This is a genomic window from Aquabacterium sp. CECT 9606, from assembly GCF_918741295.1.
In the GTDB taxonomy this organism is placed as follows: Bacteria; Pseudomonadota; Gammaproteobacteria; order Burkholderiales; family Burkholderiaceae_C; genus Aquabacterium.
In genome coordinates this window covers 1,557,726-1,578,384 of sequence record NZ_CAKKNB010000001.1, presented here as the reverse complement: position 1 = coordinate 1,578,384, position 20,659 = coordinate 1,557,726, and the positions used below count along the sequence as shown (strand labels likewise).

Here is a 20,659-nt window from a genome sequence, read left to right as displayed (position 1 = left end):
GCGAGTGTGTGAAATGGCGCAAACCCGACACGACATTCCAGGCGATTCAACGCGCCACGCCCCTTGAAGCCACTGGCACAGCGATTGCAATCAAGGCATCAGGCACACCCGCCCACACCCTTCGAGTCCACCCCCAATGCACAGCGCGATCATCAACGACACGACCTTGCGCGACGGCGAGCAGACCGCAGGTGTCGCCTTCACGCTGGTCGAGAAATGCGCCATCGCCCGGGCCTTGTCCAACGCCGGTGTGCCCGAGCTGGAAGTGGGCGTGCCAGCCATGGGCCAGGCCGAGATCGAATCCATCAACACCCTGGCGGCCATGGGCTTGAACAGCCGCCTGATGGTGTGGGGCCGCATGTGCGAGGCCGATGTGTTCTCGGCCCTGGCCTGCGATGTCGACATCGTCCACTTGTCCATCCCCGCCTCCGATGTGCACTTGCAGCACAAGCTCAAGCAAAGCCGTCTGTGGGCTTTGGAGCAGATTGATGAGTTCGTGAGCATGGTCCATGAAGCGGGCCACGAAGTGTCGGTAGGTTTTGAAGATGCCTCGCGCGCCGACCCCATCTACCTGGGCCAGATGGCCCGACTTGCCGAGCGTTGCGGGGCTCGGCGCATCCGCTTTGCCGACACCCTGGGCGTGCTCGATCCCTTCGCCACCTTCGACTCCATCGCCCTGCTGCGCCATGCGGTGGACATCGAGATCGAGATCCATGCCCACAACGACCTGGGCCTGGCCACCGCCAACACCCTGGCCGCACTGCGCGCTGGCGCCACGCACGCCAGCACCACGGTCAACGGCCTGGGCGAGCGGGCCGGCAACGCCGCGCTGGAAGAAGTGGTCATGAGCCTGCGCCACCTGCACGGCCTGGACTGCGGCGTGCGCACCACCGACCTGTACGGCATCTCGCAACTGGTGGCCAGCGCCTCGGGGCGGCCCGTGGCGGCCAACAAGAGCATCGTCGGCGAGGCCGTGTTCACGCACGAGTCCGGCATCCACGTGGACGGCCTGCTCAAGAACCCCAGCAACTACGAAGGATTCGACCCCGCCGAGCTGGGCCGCGAACGCCGCACCGTGCTGGGCAAGCACTCCGGCTCGCGCGCTGTGCGCGTGGCCTATCACGCCTTAGGCCTGCCCGTGGTCGATCCGCAGGTGCAGCCCCTGCTGGAGCGCATCCGCGCCCATGCCGTGCGGACCAAACGCGCGCCCACACCGGACGACCTGCAACGCTTTTTTCTGGAGGCCACGGCCTCCGAGGGGCAGCCCTCATGAAGCGCGATGACCCCGCCCTGCAGGCCATGGCCATGATGCACACCGACAGCCCAACCTCCTGGTGGTCGCTCCTGCGCGAGGACGTGAGCTGCGTGCTGGCCCGCGACCCGGCCGCCCGTTCGCGCTTCGAGGTGTGGACCATCTACCCCGGCGTGCAGGCCGTGGCGCTGCACCGCATGGCCCATGCCCTGTGGCGCCAAGGCTGGCGCTACCTGCCGCGCTGGATGTCCTTCGTGGCCCGCTGGTTCACCAACGTCGACATCCACCCCGGCGCGCGTATTGGCCGGCGCTTCTTCATCGACCATGGCGCGGGCGTTGTGATCGGCGAGACCGCCGAGGTTGGCGACGACGTCACGCTGTACCACGGCGTCACCCTGGGCGGCACCACCTGGAGCCCCGGCAAGCGCCACCCCACGTTGGACGACGGCGTGGTGGTGGGTGCGGGCGCCAAGATCCTGGGCCCGGTCACGCTGGGCGCGAGAGTGCGGGTGGCGGCCAACTCCGTCGTCATCGACAACGTGCCCGAGGGCGCCACCGTGGTGGGCATCCCGGGGCGGGTAGTCGTGCGCCGCCGCCGCACCGTGAACAGCCTGCCCGACGCCCTGCTGCTGGACCTGGACCACCACCTCATCCCTGATCCGGTGGGCAAAGCCATCGGCTCGCTGCTCGACCGCATTGGCAACCTGGAACAGGAAGTCAAGCGCCTTCAACACACCGAAGACACACCCACCGGAGCCCGATCATGACCGACACCCTCGCACTCCAGCTTCGCCAGCTTTCATCGGCCGAGGACTTCCTGCAGTTCTTTGGCGTGCCGCACGACCTGTCGGTGCTCAACGTCAGCCGCCTGCACATCCTCAAGCGCTTTTACCAGTACATCCGGCAAGAGCCCAAGCTGCCCGAGAACAACGAGCAAGCGCTCTACCAGTGCTACCGCACGCTGCTGGTCAAGGCCTATGAGGACTTCGTCAAGTCCACCCCCGCGCAAGAAAAAGTCTTCAAGGTGTTCCAGGACGTGGACGGCCACCAGCACGTGAGCCTGCAAAGCCTGAAGGCCTCGCTGCCCGCCCGGCCCCAGACCACCACGGCCTGACCGCAGCCCCCTCACAGGAGCCTCACCATGCACATCGTCGTCTGCATCAAGCAAGTGCCTGACTCGGCCCAGATCCGCGTCCACCCGGTCACCAACACCATCATGCGCCAGGGTGTGCCAGCCATCGTGAACCCGTACGACCTGTTCTCGCTGGAAGAGGCCTTGCGCTTGAAGGACCAGTTTGGCGGCCGCGTCACGGTGCTGTGCATGGGCCCGCCGCAGGCCGAAGAGGCCTTGCGCAAATGCGTGTCCTTCGGGGCCGACGATGCGGTGCTGGTCACCGACCGCGCCTTCGCGGGGGCCGACACCCTGGCCACTTCTTACGCGCTGGCCGCCGCCATCCGCAAGCTGTCCAGCGAACAGGCGGTGGACCTGGTCTTCACCGGCAAGCAGACCATCGATGGCGACACCGCCCAGGTCGGGCCCGGCATCGCCAAGCGCATGGGCCTGCAACTGCTGACCTACGTGTCCAGCATCCAGGAGACCAACCTGGACGACGGCACGATCACCGTCGAGCGCCGTGGCGAAGGCGGCGTGCAGGTGCTCAAGACCCAGCTGCCCGCGCTGATCACCATGCTGGAGAACACCAACGAGATGCGCTTCGCCAGCCTGCCCGCCATGATCCACGCCGCCAGCCACCCCGTGCGCAAGTGGAACAAGGAAGACGCCGGCATCGAAGACCTCACCAAGATCGGCTTGAAAGGCTCGCCCACCGTGGTCAGCAAGGTGTTCGGGCCCACCCCTCGGTCAGAGAAAGCCGAGATGGTGAACCTGGACACCACCACCCTGCGCGACATGACGCTCAACCTGCTGCAGTCCATCTTCACGCGCCACCCCACGCTCGAACAAGACCTGATCAACAAGGGAGTCACGCCATGAGCGACGCCGCCAAAGCCCCCCTCAAACCCGCTGGACGCGGCCGCAACCTGGAGCTGTCTGATGCGCTCAAGGCCTACAAGGGCGTGTGGGTCTTCATCGAGCACGAGCGTGGGCACGTGCACAGCGTGTCGTGGGAACTGCTGGGCGAAGGCCGCAAGCTGGCCGACCAGCTGGGCGTGACCCTGTCGGGCGTGCTGCTGGGCGGCGACGACGAGCCCCTGGACCAGTTCGCCCAAGAGGCCTTCAGCTTTGGTGCCGACCACGTCTACATCACCCGCGACCCTGTCCTCAAAGGCTACCGCAACGAGCCCTTCACCAAGGGCCTGACCGACCTGGTCAACAAGTACCAGCCCGAGATCGTGCTGCTGGGCGCCACATCACAAGGCCGTGACCTGGCGGGCTCCGTGGCCACCACCCTGCTCACCGGCCTGACCGCCGACTGCACCGAGCTGAACATCGACCCCGTGACCCGCGCCCTGGCCGCCACGCGCCCCACCTTTGGTGGCTCGCTGCTGTGCACGATCATGACCCTGGCCTACCGCCCGCAGATGGCCACCGTGCGCCCCCGCGTGATGGCCATGCCCAACGCCGACACCACGCGCACCGGCACCACCAGTGAAGACACGTTGGGCCTGATCGAGACCAACATCGTCACCAAGCTGTTGGACTTCATCCTGGACACCAACTCCAACAAGATCAACCTGCCCTATGCCGACGTGATCGTCAGCGGCGGCAAGGGCTTGAAGAACCCCGAGAACTTCAAGCTCGTGTTCGACCTGGCGCGGGTGCTGGGCGGCGAGGTGGGCGCCACCCGGCCCTGCGTGCAAGCAGGCTGGGTCGAGGCCGACCGCCAGGTGGGCCAGACCGGCAAGACCGTGCGGCCCAAGCTGTACATCGCCGCGGGCATCTCGGGCGCCATCCAGCACCGCGTGGGCATGGAGGCCTCGGACGTGATCGTGGCCATCAACACCGACCCCAATGCGCCCATCTTCGACTTTGCGCACTACGGCATCGTGGGCAACGCCCTGCAGGTGCTGCCCGCGCTGACCCAGGCCTTCCAGGCGCACCTGGGCCAACGCATCCGCAAAGTGGCCTGAACAAGCCACGCCCACCCAACCGCCCCGGAGCCTCACCATGAACGTGAACAAAACCTTTGACGCCATCGTCGTGGGCGCAGGCCCCTCGGGCAACGCCGCGGCCTACACCATGGCCAAGGCGGGCCTCAAGGTCCTGCAGATCGAACGCGGCGAATACCCCGGCTCCAAGAACGTGCAGGGCGCCATCCTGTACGCCGACGCGCTGGAACGCATCATCCCGGACTTCCGCGACGATGCCCCGCTGGAGCGCCACATCATCGAGCAGCGCATGTGGGTGCTGGACGACGACTCCTTCGTGGGCAGCCACTTCCGCAGCGAGAACTACAACAAGCCGCCCTACAACCGCTACACCATCATCCGCGCGCAGTTCGACAAGTGGTTCTCATCCAAGGTGCGCGAAGCGGGCGCCTTGCTGATCTGCGAAACCACCGTGCAGAACCTGATCATGGACGGCGACCAGGTGGTGGGCGTGCGCTGCGACCGCGAAGCGGGCGATGTGTTCGCCGACGTGGTCATCCTGGCCGATGGCGTGAACAGCACGCTGGCACGCAAGGCAGGCTTCCACCCCGAGATCAAGGCGGGCAACGTGGCCTTGGCCGTCAAAGAGATCCTGTTCATGCCCGAAGAGCTGATCCAGCAGCGCTTCAACATCAAGGGCGATGAAGGCGTGGTCATCGAGATGGTGGGCAAGATCACCGACGGCATGATGGGCACGGGCTTTCTGTACACCAACAAGGATTCGCTCACCATTGGCGTGGGCTGCATGCTGTCGGACTTCAAGAAGAACGAGCACAAGACCTCGCCCTACCAATTGCTGGAACACATGAAGCGCCACCCTTCGATCGCGCCGATGATCCAGGGCGGGGAGATGAAGGAGTACTGCGCCCACCTGATCCCCGAAGGCGGCTTCTTCGCCATCCCCAAGGTGTATGGCAACGGCTGGATGATCGTGGGCGACTCGGGCGGCTTTGTCAACGCCGTGCACCGCGAAGGCTCCAACCTGGCCATGACCACGGGCCGCCTGGCCGCCGAAACGGTGATCAACGCCAAGGCCACCAAGCAGCCCTTCACCCAGGCCACCTTGAAGGCCTATCAACGCGCGCTGGACGACAGCTTCGTGATGAAGGACCTGAAGAAGTACCGCGACATGCCCAAGGTCTTCCACGAGAACCCGCAGTTCTTCACCACCTACCCCGAGCTGATCAACCAGGCGGCCCGCACCATGGTGACGGTGGACAACGTGGACAAGAAGACCAAAGAGCGCCAGATCTTCTCCAGCTTCCGCCAGACCCGCTCCATCACCGGGCTGGTGGGCGATGCCTACAAGCTGTGGCGGGCCATCCGCTGAACCACACCACCCAGGAGCCACGCCATGCAACCCATCCAAGTCAATGTGGAAGAAAAGCTCTTCCAGAACCGCTACAAGGTCGACGCCGGCCGCCCCCACATCAAGATCAAGGATGCCGAGGTGTGCCGAACCGACTGCAAGGAACGTTCGTGCACCTATGTGTGCCCGGCCTCTTGCTACAAGGAGGAAGGCAATGGCGCCGTCACCCTGATCACCGATGGCTGCCTGGAGTGCGGCAGCTGCCGCATCATCTGCTCGGACTTCAGCAACGTGGACTGGGAGTACCCGCGCGGCGGCCACGGCATCCTGTTCAAGTTTGGCTGATCGGGCGCACCCACCATGGACGACATCCACGTTTTCCTGGCGCACGCCATCCTGCTGGAGTTCGAAGCGGCCCGCCGCTATGAGGACCTGAAGGCCACGATGGGCACGGCGGGCAACAAGGAGGCCGAGGCCTTCTTCGGCAAGATGGCCGAGTTCTCGCGCCTGCATTTGAAAGACGCCATGCGGCGCGGCGGCTTTCGGGACTTGCCCACGCTAGCCCCGGAAGAATGCCAGTGGCCCGAGGGCGTGAGCCCGGAGCAAGCCGCCTGGGCAGGCGTGGATGGCTTCATCGACGTGGCCACGGCCTACCGCCTGGCGCTGGATGGCGAAGAGCGCAGCCAGTTGTTTTACGCCGCCATTGCCTCGTCCACGCCAGACCCCGAAGTGCGCCGCATGGCCCGCGAGTTCGCCAAGGAAGAGAGCGAGCACGTGGCCGAGCTGGAGCGGATCATGGCCCGTTTGGCGGCCTGAGTGTCATCTTGATTTCCCCCTTTGGAGTTACCCCACCATGTCCCGCCCCGACCGCAGCGTTTTCGTGTGTTCACAGCAGCGCCCGCCCGGCCATCCCCGTGGCAGCTGCGCCTCGCAGGGCGGCCAGGCGGTGTTGCAGGCCTTCTGGAAAGAGGTGCAGGTGCGCAATGCCCACGAGCAGGTGGGCGTGACCTATTCAGGGTGCCTGGGGCCCTGCGATGGCGGGGTGAACGTGGTGGTGTTTCCCGAGAGCGTGCTGTACAGCCGCGTGAAGCCGGAAGACGTGCCCGAGATCTTTGAGAAGCACCTGCTGGGTGGCGAAGTGGTCAAACGCCTGGCCGCCTCGGCCGGGTCATGGTGAACATCTTCACCGGCGAGACCTCGGCCGAGTTGTTCGGCGGCGAGGTGCCGCCGCAGGTCAAGCACCTGGTGGAGGAAGCGCGCAAGGCAACCACGCCCGAGCGCGCGCTGGCCTTGTTGTGGACGGCCCAGGTGTGCGCGCCGGAGTGCCCTTCGCTGTACTACCTGCTGTACAAGCTGCATGCGCAGGGGGCCGATTTCGAGTCGGCCGAGCTGGCCGCCTTGAAGGGGCTGGACGTGGCGGCCGAGCAGGCGCATTTGCCGGAGGATTGGCGCCAGGTGACGGGTGAGATGGCGGACTTCATGGCGCCGGGGCCGGCGCGGTTCTGGTTGTTCACCTTGAAGGCTCTGGCGTTCATCAGGTTGCGTCGGCAGGATCTGGTGTCGGCGCAGTTGTATTTGGACAAGGTGCTGCAGTTGGATCCGCTGGGGGGGACGGGGGCGCTGGTGATTGAGGCGTTGATCAAGGGGGCGCGGGGGTGAGGGGCGAGGTGCATGCGCGCCGAGGGGTGAGTCAAAGTTGACCGCGTGGGGGCAATGCAAGGGGCTGATAGCGACCCAGAAGGGGGTGGGCGCGGCATTTTGCCGAATGACGGCCTAGCAGCGGGTGCGGCCCTTCAGCGGTCCAACCACGTCGGTCCGCTTTCCGGCCAGGTTCTGACGCTCACGACCGACTGCTCTACGGAAGTTCAACCGATGGGGCGCCGCCTGGCTTGCGAACTGGCGGTTCAGCGCCTTGGCTCAGTCGCAGATCTCGTAGGGGTCGTCCACAGGATGGCCGGCTAGAAGATTATGGATGTGGTCAGGCAGTCGTCGCCGAAGACGTTCTTAGCTGCCTGGTGAGGATGTCTCGGGCCACTCTCGTATTGGTCTGGTAGCAAATCTGCATGTAGGCTCCGCCACCGGGGACACAACGGGGATTAGGATTAATAGCTAGAACCCGGTTCGCCGCGTCGTTGCCTATGCTGTGTGAGGATGAGTGGTCTTGGCCGTATCGCTCGGCTGTAAAAGCCCATTTTCGTTCTCGTATGATTGTGGCCAGCTTAACAGTGCTTGCTGTTGTTGGGCACCTATTCCCTAGGGAGTCTTCTGCATGCGTCGGTTGCGAATACTGCATATCTCTGACCTACACGAACGCGCGGAGTTTTCCGGCATGCCTGCCAGCCGAGCGGACACGATCAAATGGGATCAACGACAGCGTGGGATTCTGCTTGGAGAAAGCTTCCGGAGTGCGCTGGCTGCGATTGCGGAAAATGGCATCGACCTAGTTTGCTTCACCGGTGATCTTGCCGATTGGGGGCAGTCGAGCGAGTACGAAAAAGCTACGCAGCGGATCGATGGAATTCTCAAGCTAGTGAGCGTTCCCCGCTCACGATTCTTTGCTGTCCCAGGCAACCACGACGTCCGGCGCGACATCAGCAAAGATGCTTGGTTGGCGATGCGCGTTTGGTTGGAGAAAACGCACGATGTGTCTAATCTTGGTCGATGGGTGATGGGCCCTAAAGGGCCCCCATACGGAACACACCAGGACTGGATTCCCGAAGTGATGCGCCGTACGGAATCGTTTTGGACGTGGTTGGCACAGTTCCGTGGAGACGACCTGCGTGCCATATCGAACGAGAAGTTGGGTTATCGCTTTGAAATAGCAGCCGGTACGCTAGAGGGAGTCGATAAGCACATTCATATCGTAGGGCTCGACTCGGCATGGTTATGCGGGGCTGAGGTTGAGCACGAGAATGTCGTTCTCAAAGACCAAGGAAGCATCATTGTCACGAACGAGCAGGTCGATGCCCACACGCGAGATGGTGAGCATGTTCTTGATGGTTATCGAATAGCGTTAGTGCACCATCCCTTAGAGCACTTGGCCGACAACATTGCGATACGCCAGTCGCTGGGAGATAACGGGGTAGATATTCTGCTTCACGGTCATCAGCACATGCCAACATCTCTCCAAATTCGGGAGCCGGGATCAAACTTAAGAATTTTGGCTGCTGGTTGTTTGGTCGAAGGCGATCTGGGGAGAGAGTGGCCCAACGGCTTTCAAGTTCTCGATATTGATCCTTTGACGCGGTCAGGAAGCATCATGTTCCAGAAATGGTCCTCGACAGGGCGATTTTGGGCGAAGGGTAGCGATATTTATCGAGAGGCGCCAGATGGGGTCCTGGCCTTTGATGATGGGCAAACTTCGTCGAATCCGACCATCCTGAAAGCAGAAAAGCGGGTGCCATCAGAAAGGTTCAGCGCCCTTGCAGTCGAGCATGGTGCCAACAAGATCGTGCATCTTGCATTTTCGACGTATGGATATGCCGCTGTTGGAGACTCTTCTGTGTCGGTTTGTGGTTCGTTATGCCTGACAACGGACGATCCCGATCGACTTGTGCGGGTGCTTGGGCAGATGCGCTCCGAGATCGCTGCCGCTCCTTTGGTACCAGCGGCAATTAAGGAGCAATTGTCGAAGGCAACGTTCAGCGAGATTTTTGAAATGCCGGTCGCCAGAGTGGCAGCGTTGCGCCTACTTGAGACCATGTCTTTCTCAGCATATTTTTACTATTGTTGCAAAAGTGACTTTGACGCCATGTCTGCTGAAACGCGCAGAGAGTCCATGCTTATAACCCCCCTGGTTCACAGACTTTCCACGCGGAACCTGGAAATTCGGGGAGTCAATAGCCGGGTTCCTGAGCTTGCCGATATATTGGCGACTGCTCGCCAGAGGATCGTCGAACTTTACGATCGAGAACCTATTTTGTCGGCAAAGGAAGCATCGAAGTACGCATCGCTTGAGGAGTTGGCATCATTTGTGGTCTCCAGCGCTTGCAACCATCTTTCAAGTTCTGGAAATGCGGGTGTGGCTGAGATCTTCGAGAGCTTACGCACGCGAATCCGCTACGCTGAAGATGTCTCCAGTGGCGAGCAACATCTCAGGGATTCCAATCCTTTACCTTGATCCGTTCTTTTCGCTTTGCTTGTTGCTCCTCCCACGCTGTTTGATAGACCTGTTGCCATTGGTTGACCAACGTAGGTTCGATCGATTTAGCGTAGTTGAGAATCCCCCACAGCCAAGTGATTTCCGGGTGGCTTTTGTATCCCTGTTTGACCCAGTTGTTGTGATCGTCCAGGCCATGTTTCTTAATGAAATACATGACCAGACGTAGCTGATGCTTTAGGCGCTTTGGCAGGCGCGGGGCGGTAGTGTCCGCCACTGAAAGTCCAGTGACAAATTGCACTCGACCACGATGTTGGCGAAAGCACCGCCCATCTCGTAGTTCGAAGCTTCGGTTTTTAAGGATTGTGCGCACTGAGTCATCAGACGGGACAGAATCTCCCGAGAATGTAATGTCATCGGCGTAGCGCGTGTAATTCGAGTTAGTTGCACCAGCGAGGCGAAGAAATGCCTGGTCCATATCAAAACATACCAGGTTCGCGATCATGGGGCTGCAGCGGGTGCCCTGTCTCAACAGTCCATCAATCGTGCACAGCTTAGCAAGCACCTCCGCCATAGGGGCCAACACCCCGTGTTCAACAAAGGCAGCTTGGACCTGATCTACCGTGATCGCATCGAAGAAACTTTTAATGTCGGCATGTAAAAGTACCTTGGCACCAAGGTGTTGCTTTGCATTGCTCAGCGTGGAGCGTCCTTTTACAAAGCCTTGTACATGCCATCCAAAATTTGCGCTATTGGCAACCACCATCGATAGGCCGCGGTGCAACTGTTTCAACCGCTGTTCGTGAGCTGCAAAGACAATGCGAAACTCATTGGAGCGTCGCTTTCCCTTTTTACTGAGCTTTAGTGCCTCGTAGTAGGTGCTTTGCTCGGGGCTCTCCGCGTATTCAGTAATGAAGTCGGCTTCGACGCCACAAGCCCGGGCGACATCGTCGATGGTCTTCAGTTCACGCAGCTTTGATATCGTCATAGAAGGTGGCAACGACGGATGGAATATGCGAGGTCTTAATGCTCGGGCCCGAACTCGAGCCCACGGAAGTCTTCCGAGACAGATCATCACGCCGTTGCCGTCAATAGCCTAGCAGAGTTTCGCCCAAAGATCGTTAGCGGCGATTACCACCGGGCGAAAGTCTCTTGGGATTTTCCGTCTTTGCTGAGCCGGGGAAAAGAGCGTATGGCAGGTGACGAAAGCCATGAATGGCGATAGCACAAGATAATGGAGCTGGTCAAGTGCGCGGAAGACTCGCGACCCAGGTCAAAGGGAGGGTAGCTTTGGGCAATGCAGAAAATGTGTCGATGCCGGAGTGGGCGTCCATTTCGCCGGTGCCTGGTGCGTGCGGCACCCACGCTGTTGATGATCCTGAGATCGCTGAAGTTCTCGACAAAGAGACAGGCGAGTTTGTTGGCCATCAAGAGTTGATTGGCGACGAGTACGAGCGTGCAATTCAGCTGCGGCTAGTGGTCGGGCTTGGACGACTGACTCGTGTTTAGTCGCCGAACCAGAGCCCCTCAACGTCCGGTCTCGGCGGGTGCTGTCATCCAACTGCCTATTCTGACTGTCAGCAACCAGCCTAAAGCAATCACCCGAACCCGCGCGTTGAGCAGCTCCTGGCCGACAACCACCATTCAAAGCTACCAATACGCCCTGTTGAAGGTGCTGGGCAACGGTTCTGGCCTGAACACCCTCCGCCGCGACATGGCCGTCCGCTTCACGCGCAAGGCGCGCGCCGCTCAAAGCCCGGCGCCCGCCGCTTAATTCCCGGCCCGCAAGGCACCCAAGCCCCATTCGCGGGGCTTTTTTCCTGGGCCTTTGGGTGTGCGGGCCTTGCGCGCAAGGCTTTTCTCCTTGCGCGCAAGGCTCGGGCACCCGGCGCTTGGGGTTCAAAGGCTTGCGCAGCAAGGCTCAAAGAGCCGCCGTTGGGGATACGGAGCCTTGCGCGCAAGGCTCAAAGCCCGGCGCTTGGGCATGGTGAACCCCAAACGCAAGGCACTTCAGCCTTGCACTTTGCCCATCTGAGGCCCAAGCGCCGGGCTTTTTGCCTGGCGGCCCGGGTTCAGAACTCGGCCGCCCACGCCAACCGCCTTGCGCGGCGCGCCTTGTTGTTCGCCAAAATGCCCATGGCTGTCGATTTCGGGCAAGCTGGTTCGTCGTCATCATGTCGGGCCGCTTGGCCCCCAACCCCTGTCAAGGAGAACAACGATGCGTGTCATGGTGATGGTGAAGGCCACGGGCCAATCAGAGGCGGGCGAAATGCCCAGCACGGAGCTGATGGCGGCCATGGGCCAATTCAATGAAGAGCTCGTCAAAGCCGGCATCCTGCTGGCGGGCGAAGGTTTGCACCCCAGTGCCAAAGGCAAGCGGGTGCTGTTTTCCGGCACCCAGCGCACGGTGAGCGATGGCCCATTCGCCGAAACCAAGGAGCTGGTCGCCGGATTCTGGCTGTGGCAGGTCAAGTCCATGGACGAGGCCGTTGAGTGGGTCAAACGCTGCCCCAATCCCATGAATGACGATTCCGAGATCGAGATCCGCCCGCTGTTCGAAGCCGCCGATTTCGGCGAGGTGTTCACCCCTGAGTTGCAAGCCCAGGAGGAACGCCTGCGGGCCGAGATCGACAAAAGCGCGGCAGACCGCCAGAAAGGAAGCGCCCCATGAGCCTGAGCCTCTATGCCCACCCTTTCTCGTCCTACTGCCAGAAGGTGCTGACCGCCCTCTACGAGAACGCAACGCCCCACACCATCCGACTGCTCGACGGCAGCGGCACCGCGGGCCAAGAATTCGCGACCTTGTGGCCCATCAAGCGCATGCCCTTGCTGGTCGATGGCGAGCGCACCGTCGCAGAGGCCAGCATCATCATCGAACACCTGGGCCTGCACCACCCCGGCCCGGTGCGCCTGATCCCGCAGGATGCCGATGCGGCCCTCGACGTGCGCTTCATGGACCGCTTTTTCGACAACTACGTGATGACGCCCATGCAGCGCATCGTGGGCGACTACCTGCGCCCCGCCGATCAGCGCGATCCGCGCACCGTGAGTGATGCCCAGGCCTTGCTGAACGACGCCTACCAATGGCTGAACCAGCGCATGGCCGACCGCGAATGGGCCTGCGCCACGGGCTTCAGCCTGGCCGACTGCGCGGCGGCGCCCTCTTTGTTCTACGCCGACTGGGTGCACCCCATCGACCACGGGCTGGGTCATGCGAGGGCCTACCGCCAGCGCTTGCTGGCCCGCCCATCGTTCGCCCGCGCGGTGGACGAGGCCCGGCCTTTCCGCAAGTTCTTCCCGCCCGGCGCGCCCGATCGCGATTGACGCAGCGAGCATGGGGGCATTGCCCTGTCGGTACGATCCCGGCATGAACACCCTCAAGATCGATTTTGTGTCCGACATCTCCTGCCCCTGGTGCGCCATCGGGCTGTCGGCCCTGGAACAGGCCCTGGAGCACCTTCAAGGTGAAGTCTCGGCCAGCCTGCGGTTTCAGCCTTTCGAGTTGAACCCGCAGATGCCGCCCGGCGGTCAAGACATCGGCGAGCACCTGACGCAGAAGTACGGCTCGTCGCCCGAGCAGCAGGCCGAGATCCGCGAGAGGATTCGCCAGCGCGGGGCCGAGGTGGGTTTCGAGTTCAGCCCCGCCGGGCGTGGCCGCATCTACAACACCTTCAACGCGCACCGCCTGCTGCATTGGGCCGGCGAGGAACATCCCGATCGGCAACTGGCCCTGAAGAAGTCGCTGCTGCAAGCCTGCCACCGCGACCGCCAGAGCATGGACTCGCCCGAGGTGCTGCTGGCCTCAGTCCGCGAGGCGGGGCTGGACGAGGCACGCGCACAGGCCATCCTGAAAAGCGGCGAGTTCACCGACCAGGTCCGGGCGCAAGAAGCGCTCTACACCAACAGCGGCGTCCACTCGGTGCCTGCGGTGATCATCAATGACCAGCACCTGATCTCGGGCGGGCAGCCGGTCGCCGTGTTCGAGAACGCCTTGCGCCAGATCGCGGCGCAGTTGCAGTAGCCCCGCCTCCTTAACGCATCAGCGCCGCGCCCTTGATCTGCGCGAACACCGCCTGGCCCGGCACCAGGTTCAAGGCATCGCGCGAGCGGCGCGTGATGCGGGCCAATAACACAGGCGCTTGCTGGGCACCACTGGCATCGGGCGCCTGAAGGCGAAGCTGCAAGGTCACCGTGTCGGGGCCGTCGTCGCGCAGGGCCTCGATGTGGGCGGGCAGGATGTTGACGATGCTGCTGTCGGCGCGGTGGCTCAGCGCCACACTCACATCTCGGGCCAGCACGCGCACACGCACGGCTTGCCCCACAGGCGCCTGGTGCAGGCCCACCCACAGCGGCAGGCCGCTCACCTCGATGCGGCTTTGTCCGTAGCGGGCATCGTGCTCGGCCACCCTGCCTGGCAGCATGACGCTGGCTTCATCCAATTGGCTCAGGGGCAGGTCCAGCCTGGGCAGCAAATCGCTGGCGGCACCGCTGGCCACCACCCGCCCGGCGGACATCAGCACCAGGTGGTCGGCCAGCCGCACGGCCTCTTCCAGGGCATGGGTCACGTAGACCAGGGGCACGCCAGACTGCTGGTTCAATCGTTCCAGGAAGGGCAGCACCTCGGCCTTGCGTTGAGCATCGAGCGCTGACAGGGGTTCGTCCATCAGCAACACACGCGGGCTGGTCAGCAGCGCCCGTGCGATGGCCACGCGCTGGCGCTCGCCACCAGACAGGCGATCGGGACGACGCTCCAGCAGGTGGGCAATGCCGAGCAGCTCCACGGCTTCGTCCATGCTCACCCTTCGATCGGCCTTAGCCGTGCGCTGCAGGCCATAGTGCAAGTTGCCCTTGACCGTGAGGTGTGCGAACAGGCTGGCCTCTTGAAAAACGTAGCCAATGGGCCGCTGGTGGGTGGGCAGAAACTGGTGCTCGTTTTGCCAGACCTGGCCGTTCACCTGCACCGAGCCTTGGGCACGCTCCAGCCCGGCCAGGGCGCGCAGCACGGTGGTCTTGCCGCAGCCCGAGGGGCCCAGCAACACACTCACGCCCTGCCCTGGCAATTGGAGCGACACATCCAGCGCAAAGCCACCGGGATAGGACAAGACCAGCTTGGCCAGGATGTCAGACATGCCCCGCCCCTTGGCTGCGCAAGGCCCGCCCGTTCAAGAAGTACAGCAGGAACATCACCGCAAAACCAAAGCCGGCCAGGCCCGCCGCCAACAGGTGCGCCCGGCCGTAGTCCATGGCCTCAACGTGCCCGTACAAGGCCACCGACAGCACGCGCGTGGCCCCGGGGATGTTGCCGCCGATCATCAGCACCACGCCGAACTCGCCCACGGTGTGGGCAAAGCCCAGCACGGCGGCGGTCAGGAAACCAGGGCGGGCCAGGGGCAAAGCCACGGTCACAAAGCGGTCCCAAGGGCTGGCGCGCAAGGTGGCGGCCACTTCCAGCGGACGCGTGCCCAGGGCTTCAAAAGCCTGGTGCAGCGGCTGAACGACGAAGGGCAGCGAATGCAGGATGGAGGCCACCACCAGCCCCCAGAAGGTGAAGGGCAACAGGCCCCAACCCAGCATGCTGGTGAAGCGGCCCACCGGCCCTTCGGGTCCCATCAACATCAAAAGGTAAAAGCCGATGACGGTGGGCGGCAGCACCAGGGGCAAGGCCACCACCGCCGCCACCGCACCCTTGAGCCGCGACCGCGTGCGGGCCAGCCACCACGCGATGGGCGTGCCCAGCACCAGCAGCAGCGCGGTGGTCACGCTGGCCAGCTCGGCGGTCAGCCTCAGGGCTTGCAGGTCATCGGCGTCCAGCATCACAGCCCGTAGCCGTAGGCCTTGATCACGGCCTGGGCCTTGTCACCGCGCAGGTACTTCATCAGGGCGGCGGCGGCCGGGTTGCCCTCGCCTTTCTTCAGCACGGTGGCGTCTTGCAGGATGGGGGTGTACAGCTTGGCCGGCACCACCCACCACGAGCCCATGGCGGGCTTGCCGGGCGCGGCCACTTGGGACAAGGCCACAAAGCCCAGCTCCGCATTGCCGGTGGCGATGAACTGCTGTGTCTGGGCAATGTTGTCGCCCTGCACGAACTTAGGCAGCAGGCTGTCGTGCAGGCCCAAGGCCTTCAAGGCTTGCTCGGCCGCGGCACCGTAGGGGGCCAGCTTGGGGTTGGCCAGCGCCAGGTGGTTGAAGGCGCCTTTGCTCAAGACCTGGCCCTGGTTATCCACGAAGCCCGGCTTGGCACTCCACAGCACCAGCGTGCCCTTGGCGTAGGTGAAGCGCTGGCCCTTGACGGCCAAGCCTTCGTCTTCCAGCTTCTTGGGGGTGTCGTCGTCGGCGGCCAGCAGCACTTCGAACGGCGCGCCCGACTTGATCTGCGTGTAGAACTTGCCCGTGGACCCGGTGATGGCGACTGCGGTGTGGCCGGTGTCGGCCGCGAAGTCAGCGGCGATTTTCTGAAAGGGCCCGGCAAAGTTGGCGGCCACGGCCACCTGCACCTGATCGGCCTGCGCCGACCAGGCCATGAGGGACAGCACGCCCGCCAAAACCAGCCTGTTCATCACCCGCTCCTGAAACCTGGGCCTCCATGATGACCCATGAATGGGGTCAAACGCTGGCCGCAGCGTGCGTGTAGCACTTCTTCGGACAGATCTTGGAGCAGGCCGTGCAACCAATGCACAGCTCCTGGTGCGCGATGGTCATGACCTTCTTTTCGTATTCTTCTTCGTCGTCATCGTCGTCGGAGGCTATGGCAACGCGCTGGCCCTGGTCGTCCAGCCCCACCAGCTCCAGCACGCCACGCGGGCACACCTTGAAGCAGCGGCCGCAGCCAATGCAGGTGGCCTCGTTGATCTGCTGAACAAACTTGGGCTCCCAGGTTTCACCGCTGGGCATGGTGATGGAAAAGGTGCTCATGGCGTACTCGCGGCGGCAGCGGCCTTGCGGGCCTCGGTCAGGGCAGCGTGGGCATCGTGGCAACGCTGGGCCACGCTCAGGATGTTCTCCCAGTTGGTGGGCAAGTCTTCGGACAGGTCGTGCAGGTCCATCTTGGCCTGCGTGGCCTGGGCGTTCAGCTTCTTGATCCTGAGCTTGAGTTCATCGGCGTCCATGCGGGTCTCCTTGGCGGTCAGGCGCCGTAGTTGGCCACCTCGGGGTACTGGCGCACCATGGCGATCCCCTCGGACAGGAACTTGTTGCCCTGCTCGGCCAGCTTGGCCAATGAGGCGAAGCCGAAGCGGTGCACGTCGCGCAACTGTTTGTTGAAGACGACCAGGCGGCCAGCCAGCAGCACCAGGCGGCCGAAGCCCTCGTGGCTCATCTTCATCATGGGGCTGACCATGTTGCCCGTCTCGCGCTCGATGGCCACGCCCACGGCGTTGTAGAACAACTCCATGCGCCACAGGATCTCGGGGTCCGGGTCGCCAATGATGGGCAACTCGCGGCGCTGCTCGGCGCTCAGGATGTAGGGGCCCAGCAAGGCCAGGTCCGACTTGCCCTCCCAGGCGCCGTGGGTGTCTTGCGCGCGCAGCACCTTGATGAGTTCACTCACGAAGGGCGTGGCCATGAGGGCCTCGTCCGATGGCGTGGTGGGCGCGTCCAGTGTGGCTTCAGCCATGGTTGACCTCGTCTTCGTCTTCAAAGTTGGGGGTGGCTGCCTCAGTGCCCTTTTGCAGGGCCTTGCGCAGCCAGGGGGGCGGCGTGCCCTTGAGCACGTCTTGCAGTTTTTCAAGGATGTCCAGGATGGGCTCGGGCTGGGGCACCTTGATCGGGTGGATCTTGGTGGCCACCACGCGGGCTGCGGCCGAGCCGCCAATGGCCGCCACGTACAAGATGGCGCAGTCCTTGATGGCTTCCAGCTTGGGGGCCAGCTTGTCTTCGTCACCGTCTTCTTCCAGCTTCCCGCCGAACTCGAAGTTCTCGACGAAGCTGTAGCCCGCCGGTGTCACGTCGTAGACCAGGATGTTTTTGGCCCAGCCAAAGTGCGCGTCCACGCGCTGCTTGTCCTGGGTGCTGAAGGCAATTTTCATGGTTCGACTCCGTCAAGGGTCAGGGGCGAGGTCAGCTCGGTCTCGGCCACGATGGGCCGGGCCACGCGCTGGGCGATGTCCGGCAAGGGCCAGCTGCCCTCGTCGGCGTGCGGGATGTGGGCCATCATCAAATTGGCCAACTCGAAGATGAACTGGCGCGTGCCTCGGTAGCCCACCATCACGCGGTGGGCGTTGCCGATGCGGTCAAAGATCGGAAAGCCCAGGCGCAGGAAGGGCTTGTTCAGCCGCTCGGCGGCCTGGCGCCCGTGGGAGTGCGTGATCAGCAGATCGCACTCGGCGGCGCCTTTTTCCAAGTCTTCCAGGTCGCCCAGCAAGGCGGTTTCGGCCGGCAGTTGCGCCAGCACGGCCGAGTGCGTAGTGGTGACGCAGCAGGTGAGCTGCGCGCCCATCTCATTCAGCAGCGACCCGGCGGCGAACATCAGGTCGGGCTCGGCCCCGATGGCCACCTTGACGCCGCCCAGGTAGAAGTGGCCATCCAGCATGGCATCGAGCAACTGGCTGCGCTGGCGGCGGTACTTGGCGGGCACGGGCTGGCCGCTCAACTCTGACAGCAGCATCAAGAAGCGGTCATTGCACTCCAGGCCAGTGAGCCGATCGAACAGGTGGTAGGGCGTGCCGGTGAGCGTCTCCAGCGCCGTGGCCGCGTCGCGCATCTGCTCGCCAATGGCCAACGTGGCGACCGACGTGGCCAGGCTGCGAATCTCGTCCAGCGTGGTGCCGCCCAGGGTGGTGCCGCGCCAGTCGGCTGGGATGTGCCCATCCAGCGAGCCGGACACATCGGGCAAGGTGATCAAGCTCAGGCCAAAGGCCTGGATGACCTCTTTCAGCTCGTCCAGATCGCCCGGCGTGAGGTGGCTGCCAGGCAGCAAGTTGACCTGTTTGGCCACGCGCTCTTGACCGATGAAAGCCTGTTCGCCGGTGACCGGGGCCACCACGCTTTGGATGATGCCGGTCACGGCGTGGCGCCAGCCGTCTTCAAAGGCGCCCACATAGTCGGGCGTGGACACGTAGACCAGGGCCGTGTCCTGCAATTCAGGTTTGCGTTGCAGGGCCGTGGCCAGGTAGCCGTCCACGTCATCGCCCTTGGTCTCGGTCAGGCCGGTGGAGCAGATGGCGATGATGGCGGGCGCGGCGCGCTTGCGGATGTTGAGCAGCGCGGCCTCGATGTTCTCGTAGCCACCCATGATGGTGGTGACTTCGTTCATGGCCGTGGTCTGCAGGGGGATCGCCTCTTTGAAGTGGCGCACCAGCAGCACCAGGCCAAACGAGGTGCAGCCTTGGGAGCCGTGCATCACGGGCATGCAGTTGTCCAGGCCCATGAAGGCGTAGCTGGCGCCCAAGGGCTGGCTCATCTTCAAGGGGTTGACCGTGCAGGCCTTTTTGGATTCGAGGGTCTTGGCCATGGCGGGCTCCTTCAGACGGCCAGCAGGCCAGCGTCGGCTTCGTCCCACGGGGCGGGGATGCGGACCTGCTGCCACACGGGGTTGTAGAGCGCCTTGTCGATCTCTTCCACCAGCTCGACCATGCCTTCGTAACCGGCGTAGGCGTGGTGGCGTTCCTGGTTGATGTCCAGCCAGGGCATGCGCGCCTTCAGGGCGATGAACTGCGAACGGCCCCCTGACAGCATGATGTCGGCGCGCGCATCGCGCAGCATGTTGTACATCTCGCGCGGGGTCATGTCGTCGATCATGTGGGCGTCGTCACCCATGATCTCCTTGATCTTTTCCTTGTCTTCCTTGGTGGACTTCTTGACCGAGGTGCCCACGATCTCCATGCCCACCTCTTGCAAGGCGGACACCACCGACCAGCTCTTGACGCCACCCGTGATCAGCAGCACGCGCTTGCCCTTCAGGCGTGCCTTGTAGGATTCCAGCCGCTTCCAGGCACGGGCCTCTTCGACTTCAATGAGGCGCTCGGTGCGGTCGATCAGGTCGGCCCCGGCGCCGCGCTGCACCAGCAGGCGCGCGATCTGGCGCAGGGTGTCGCTGGTGTCGCCAATGCCGTAGAACGAGCCTTCGAAGTAAGGGATGTCCCACTTCTGCTGCATGCGCGTGGCGATGTTGATCATCGACTTGGAGCACACCATCATGTTGACCTTGGCGCGGTGGCTGCTGGCCACCTCGTGGTAGCGGCCATCGCCCGAGATGCACGACAGGATGCGCACGCCCAGGGCATCCAGCAAAGGCTTGACCTGCCACAACTCGCCCGAGAGGTTGTACTCGCCGATGATGTTGATGTCGTAAGGCGTGGTGAAGGCGGGCTCTTCGGTGCCGATGACGTAATCCAGGATGGACTCGCCGCCCAGCTTGTTGCCCAGGTTCTTTGGGCCTGCAAAACCGGGGCTGTTGACGGGGATCACGGGCTTGCCGAACTTCTCGCTGGCACGTTTGCACACGGCTTCGATGTCGTCGCCGATCAGCGCGGTCACGCAGGTCTGGTAAACGAACACGGCCGGTGGGTCGTACTTCTCGATGATCTCGCGCACGGACTTGAACAGGCGCTTTTCGCCGCCATAGATCACGTCCAGCTCGTTGATGTCGGTGGTGAAGCCGGTGCGGTACAGCTGCGAGCCGGACGAGGCGCTGTGCCGGTTGTCCCAGGAGTTGCCTTCGCAGGCGATGGGGCCGTGCACCAGGTGGGCCACGTCGACGATGGGCTGCAGGGCGATCTTGGCGCCGTCAAAGGCGCAGCCGCCAGCGGCCGCGCCGGGCGAGAGTTGCTTGGTGCAGCCCTTCTTGCGCTCTTTCTCGCTTTTGCCAACGTTCTTGTCGCAGCCCGGTTCGTCAAAAACTTCGGCGATTTTTTGTTTGAGCGATGCAGACATGGTCAACTCCAGATGCGACGCT

General features: G+C 63.2%; 26 protein-coding genes. 16 read left to right on the top strand and 10 right to left on the bottom strand.

The window, feature by feature from the left end:
- Nucleotides 1-136 precede the first annotated feature (136 nt).
- The 11 genes from nifV (at nt 137) to LQ232_RS07375 (ending at nt 9,789) form a co-directional block, all read left to right on the top strand.
- A complete protein-coding gene (gene nifV, locus LQ232_RS07425) occupies nt 137-1,273 on the top strand; it encodes a homocitrate synthase (protein WP_230179619.1) in 1,137 nt (378 codons plus the stop codon).
- Nucleotides 1,270-2,019: a serine O-acetyltransferase gene (gene cysE, locus LQ232_RS07420; protein ID WP_253074359.1), complete on the top strand. Its 750-nt coding sequence runs from the start codon at nt 1,270-1,272 to the stop codon at nt 2,017-2,019. Before nifV ends, cysE begins: the two co-directional genes overlap by 4 nt.
- Nucleotides 2,016-2,366 (top strand): nitrogenase stabilizing/protective protein NifW, encoded by a 351-nt coding sequence (gene nifW, locus LQ232_RS07415; protein ID WP_230179618.1) that lies wholly within the window; start codon nt 2,016-2,018, stop codon nt 2,364-2,366. The genes cysE and nifW overlap by 4 nt, the downstream gene beginning before the upstream one ends.
- A 27-nt stretch (nt 2,367-2,393) precedes the next feature.
- Nucleotides 2,394-3,245, top strand: coding sequence for an electron transfer flavoprotein subunit beta/FixA family protein (locus LQ232_RS07410; RefSeq protein WP_230179617.1), 852 nt, complete (start codon nt 2,394-2,396; stop codon nt 3,243-3,245).
- A complete protein-coding gene (locus tag LQ232_RS07405) occupies nt 3,242-4,342 on the top strand; it encodes an electron transfer flavoprotein subunit alpha/FixB family protein (protein WP_230179616.1) in 1,101 nt (366 codons plus the stop codon). The genes LQ232_RS07410 and LQ232_RS07405 overlap by 4 nt, the downstream gene beginning before the upstream one ends.
- A gap of 37 nt (nt 4,343-4,379) precedes the next feature.
- Nucleotides 4,380-5,690 (top strand): FAD-dependent monooxygenase, encoded by a 1,311-nt coding sequence (locus tag LQ232_RS07400; protein ID WP_230179615.1) that lies wholly within the window; start codon nt 4,380-4,382, stop codon nt 5,688-5,690.
- 24 nt (nt 5,691-5,714) lie between these two features.
- Complete coding sequence (locus tag LQ232_RS07395) at nt 5,715-6,014, top strand: ferredoxin family protein (protein WP_230179614.1); 300 nt, start codon at nt 5,715-5,717, stop codon at nt 6,012-6,014.
- Between the two features lie 15 nt (nt 6,015-6,029).
- The gene (locus LQ232_RS07390) at nt 6,030-6,485 is read left to right on the top strand and encodes a ferritin family protein (RefSeq protein ID WP_230179613.1); all 456 of its coding nucleotides are present in this window, start codon (nt 6,030-6,032) and stop codon (nt 6,483-6,485) included.
- Nucleotides 6,486-6,522: 37 nt separating this feature from the next.
- Nucleotides 6,523-6,846, top strand: a complete 324-nt coding sequence (locus LQ232_RS07385) for a ferredoxin (RefSeq protein WP_230179612.1) — start codon at nt 6,523-6,525, stop codon at nt 6,844-6,846.
- Complete coding sequence (locus LQ232_RS07380; RefSeq protein ID WP_230179611.1) at nt 6,840-7,328, top strand: hypothetical protein; 489 nt, start codon at nt 6,840-6,842, stop codon at nt 7,326-7,328. Before LQ232_RS07385 ends, LQ232_RS07380 begins: the two co-directional genes overlap by 7 nt.
- Nucleotides 7,329-7,938: 610 nt before the next feature.
- Nucleotides 7,939-9,789 (top strand): metallophosphoesterase, encoded by a 1,851-nt coding sequence (locus tag LQ232_RS07375; protein ID WP_230179610.1) that lies wholly within the window; start codon nt 7,939-7,941, stop codon nt 9,787-9,789.
- Here LQ232_RS07375 and LQ232_RS07370 read toward each other — a convergent pair.
- Nucleotides 9,764-10,756, bottom strand: a complete 993-nt coding sequence (locus tag LQ232_RS07370) for a reverse transcriptase family protein (protein WP_230179609.1) — start codon at nt 10,754-10,756, stop codon at nt 9,764-9,766. The two genes, LQ232_RS07375 and LQ232_RS07370, sit on opposite strands and share 26 nt — an antisense overlap.
- Before the next feature lie 227 nt (nt 10,757-10,983).
- Between LQ232_RS07370 and LQ232_RS07365 the strand changes: the two genes are divergently transcribed.
- The 5 genes from LQ232_RS07365 (at nt 10,984) to LQ232_RS07345 (ending at nt 13,789) form a co-directional block, all read left to right on the top strand.
- A complete protein-coding gene (locus LQ232_RS07365) occupies nt 10,984-11,277 on the top strand; it encodes a hypothetical protein (RefSeq protein WP_230179608.1) in 294 nt (97 codons plus the stop codon).
- 106 nt (nt 11,278-11,383) lie between these two features.
- A complete protein-coding gene (locus tag LQ232_RS07360; protein WP_230179607.1) occupies nt 11,384-11,542 on the top strand; it encodes a hypothetical protein in 159 nt (52 codons plus the stop codon).
- 444 nt (nt 11,543-11,986) lie between these two features.
- Nucleotides 11,987-12,439 carry a YciI family protein gene (locus LQ232_RS07355; protein ID WP_230179606.1) on the top strand — a complete coding sequence of 151 codons (453 nt, stop codon included), beginning with the start codon at nt 11,987-11,989 and terminating at the stop codon, nt 12,437-12,439.
- On the top strand, nt 12,436-13,092 hold the full coding sequence (locus LQ232_RS07350; protein ID WP_230179605.1) for a glutathione S-transferase family protein: 657 nt from the start codon (nt 12,436-12,438) through the stop codon (nt 13,090-13,092). Before LQ232_RS07355 ends, LQ232_RS07350 begins: the two co-directional genes overlap by 4 nt.
- 43 nt (nt 13,093-13,135) lie before the next feature.
- Complete coding sequence (locus LQ232_RS07345; protein WP_230179604.1) at nt 13,136-13,789, top strand: DsbA family oxidoreductase; 654 nt, start codon at nt 13,136-13,138, stop codon at nt 13,787-13,789.
- Between the two features lie 10 nt (nt 13,790-13,799).
- Here the strand turns inward: LQ232_RS07345 and modC are convergent, their stop codons facing one another.
- Genes modC through nifE form a run of 9 tightly spaced genes read right to left on the bottom strand, consistent with a single transcriptional unit; the run spans nt 13,800 to nt 20,637 of the window.
- Nucleotides 13,800-14,897 (bottom strand): molybdenum ABC transporter ATP-binding protein, encoded by a 1,098-nt coding sequence (gene modC / locus LQ232_RS07340; protein ID WP_230179603.1) that lies wholly within the window; start codon nt 14,895-14,897, stop codon nt 13,800-13,802.
- Nucleotides 14,890-15,585, bottom strand: coding sequence for a molybdate ABC transporter permease subunit (modB, locus tag LQ232_RS07335; RefSeq protein ID WP_371820125.1), 696 nt, complete (start codon nt 15,583-15,585; stop codon nt 14,890-14,892). The genes modC and modB overlap by 8 nt, the downstream gene beginning before the upstream one ends.
- Nucleotides 15,582-16,325 carry a molybdate ABC transporter substrate-binding protein gene (gene modA / locus LQ232_RS07330; protein WP_230179601.1) on the bottom strand — a complete coding sequence of 248 codons (744 nt, stop codon included), beginning with the start codon at nt 16,323-16,325 and terminating at the stop codon, nt 15,582-15,584. Before modA ends, modB begins: the two co-directional genes overlap by 4 nt.
- Nucleotides 16,326-16,371: 46 nt before the next feature.
- On the bottom strand, nt 16,372-16,680 hold the full coding sequence (gene fdxB, locus LQ232_RS07325; protein ID WP_230179600.1) for a ferredoxin III, nif-specific: 309 nt from the start codon (nt 16,678-16,680) through the stop codon (nt 16,372-16,374).
- The gene (locus LQ232_RS07320; protein ID WP_230179599.1) at nt 16,677-16,874 is read right to left on the bottom strand and encodes a CCE_0567 family metalloprotein; all 198 of its coding nucleotides are present in this window, start codon (nt 16,872-16,874) and stop codon (nt 16,677-16,679) included. Before LQ232_RS07320 ends, fdxB begins: the two co-directional genes overlap by 4 nt.
- 17 nt (nt 16,875-16,891) lie before the next feature.
- Entirely contained in the window at nt 16,892-17,380 is a 489-nt protein-coding gene (locus tag LQ232_RS07315) for a NifX-associated nitrogen fixation protein (protein ID WP_230179598.1), read from the bottom strand.
- A complete protein-coding gene (gene nifX / locus LQ232_RS07310; protein WP_230179597.1) occupies nt 17,373-17,792 on the bottom strand; it encodes a nitrogen fixation protein NifX in 420 nt (139 codons plus the stop codon). Before nifX ends, LQ232_RS07315 begins: the two co-directional genes overlap by 8 nt.
- Nucleotides 17,789-19,216 (bottom strand): nitrogenase iron-molybdenum cofactor biosynthesis protein NifN, encoded by a 1,428-nt coding sequence (nifN, locus tag LQ232_RS07305; protein ID WP_230179596.1) that lies wholly within the window; start codon nt 19,214-19,216, stop codon nt 17,789-17,791. Before nifN ends, nifX begins: the two co-directional genes overlap by 4 nt.
- A gap of 11 nt (nt 19,217-19,227) precedes the next feature.
- Nucleotides 19,228-20,637, bottom strand: a complete 1,410-nt coding sequence (gene nifE / locus LQ232_RS07300) for a nitrogenase iron-molybdenum cofactor biosynthesis protein NifE (RefSeq protein WP_230179595.1) — start codon at nt 20,635-20,637, stop codon at nt 19,228-19,230.
- Nucleotides 20,638-20,659: the final 22 nt, after the last annotated feature.

Coding starts and splice junctions, on each gene's coding strand:
- nifV (WP_230179619.1), top strand. CDS start 137: ATGCACAGCGCGATCATCAACGACACGACCTTGCGCGACGGCGAGCAG.
- cysE (WP_253074359.1), top strand. CDS start 1,270: ATGAAGCGCGATGACCCCGCCCTGCAGGCCATGGCCATGATGCACACC.
- nifW (WP_230179618.1), top strand. CDS start 2,016: ATGACCGACACCCTCGCACTCCAGCTTCGCCAGCTTTCATCGGCCGAG.
- LQ232_RS07410 (WP_230179617.1), top strand. CDS start 2,394: ATGCACATCGTCGTCTGCATCAAGCAAGTGCCTGACTCGGCCCAGATC.
- LQ232_RS07405 (WP_230179616.1), top strand. CDS start 3,242: ATGAGCGACGCCGCCAAAGCCCCCCTCAAACCCGCTGGACGCGGCCGC.
- LQ232_RS07400 (WP_230179615.1), top strand. CDS start 4,380: ATGAACGTGAACAAAACCTTTGACGCCATCGTCGTGGGCGCAGGCCCC.
- LQ232_RS07395 (WP_230179614.1), top strand. CDS start 5,715: ATGCAACCCATCCAAGTCAATGTGGAAGAAAAGCTCTTCCAGAACCGC.
- LQ232_RS07390 (WP_230179613.1), top strand. CDS start 6,030: ATGGACGACATCCACGTTTTCCTGGCGCACGCCATCCTGCTGGAGTTC.
- LQ232_RS07385 (WP_230179612.1), top strand. CDS start 6,523: ATGTCCCGCCCCGACCGCAGCGTTTTCGTGTGTTCACAGCAGCGCCCG.
- LQ232_RS07380 (WP_230179611.1), top strand. CDS start 6,840: ATGGTGAACATCTTCACCGGCGAGACCTCGGCCGAGTTGTTCGGCGGC.
- LQ232_RS07375 (WP_230179610.1), top strand. CDS start 7,939: ATGCGTCGGTTGCGAATACTGCATATCTCTGACCTACACGAACGCGCG.
- LQ232_RS07370 (WP_230179609.1), bottom strand. CDS start 10,756: ATGACGATATCAAAGCTGCGTGAACTGAAGACCATCGACGATGTCGCC.
- LQ232_RS07365 (WP_230179608.1), top strand. CDS start 10,984: ATGGCGATAGCACAAGATAATGGAGCTGGTCAAGTGCGCGGAAGACTC.
- LQ232_RS07355 (WP_230179606.1), top strand. CDS start 11,987: ATGCGTGTCATGGTGATGGTGAAGGCCACGGGCCAATCAGAGGCGGGC.
- LQ232_RS07350 (WP_230179605.1), top strand. CDS start 12,436: ATGAGCCTGAGCCTCTATGCCCACCCTTTCTCGTCCTACTGCCAGAAG.
- LQ232_RS07345 (WP_230179604.1), top strand. CDS start 13,136: ATGAACACCCTCAAGATCGATTTTGTGTCCGACATCTCCTGCCCCTGG.
- modC (WP_230179603.1), bottom strand. CDS start 14,897: ATGTCTGACATCCTGGCCAAGCTGGTCTTGTCCTATCCCGGTGGCTTT.
- modA (WP_230179601.1), bottom strand. CDS start 16,325: ATGAACAGGCTGGTTTTGGCGGGCGTGCTGTCCCTCATGGCCTGGTCG.
- fdxB (WP_230179600.1), bottom strand. CDS start 16,680: ATGAGCACCTTTTCCATCACCATGCCCAGCGGTGAAACCTGGGAGCCC.
- LQ232_RS07320 (WP_230179599.1), bottom strand. CDS start 16,874: ATGGACGCCGATGAACTCAAGCTCAGGATCAAGAAGCTGAACGCCCAG.
- LQ232_RS07315 (WP_230179598.1), bottom strand. CDS start 17,380: ATGGCTGAAGCCACACTGGACGCGCCCACCACGCCATCGGACGAGGCC.
- nifX (WP_230179597.1), bottom strand. CDS start 17,792: ATGAAAATTGCCTTCAGCACCCAGGACAAGCAGCGCGTGGACGCGCAC.
- nifN (WP_230179596.1), bottom strand. CDS start 19,216: ATGGCCAAGACCCTCGAATCCAAAAAGGCCTGCACGGTCAACCCCTTG.
- nifE (WP_230179595.1), bottom strand. CDS start 20,637: ATGTCTGCATCGCTCAAACAAAAAATCGCCGAAGTTTTTGACGAACCG.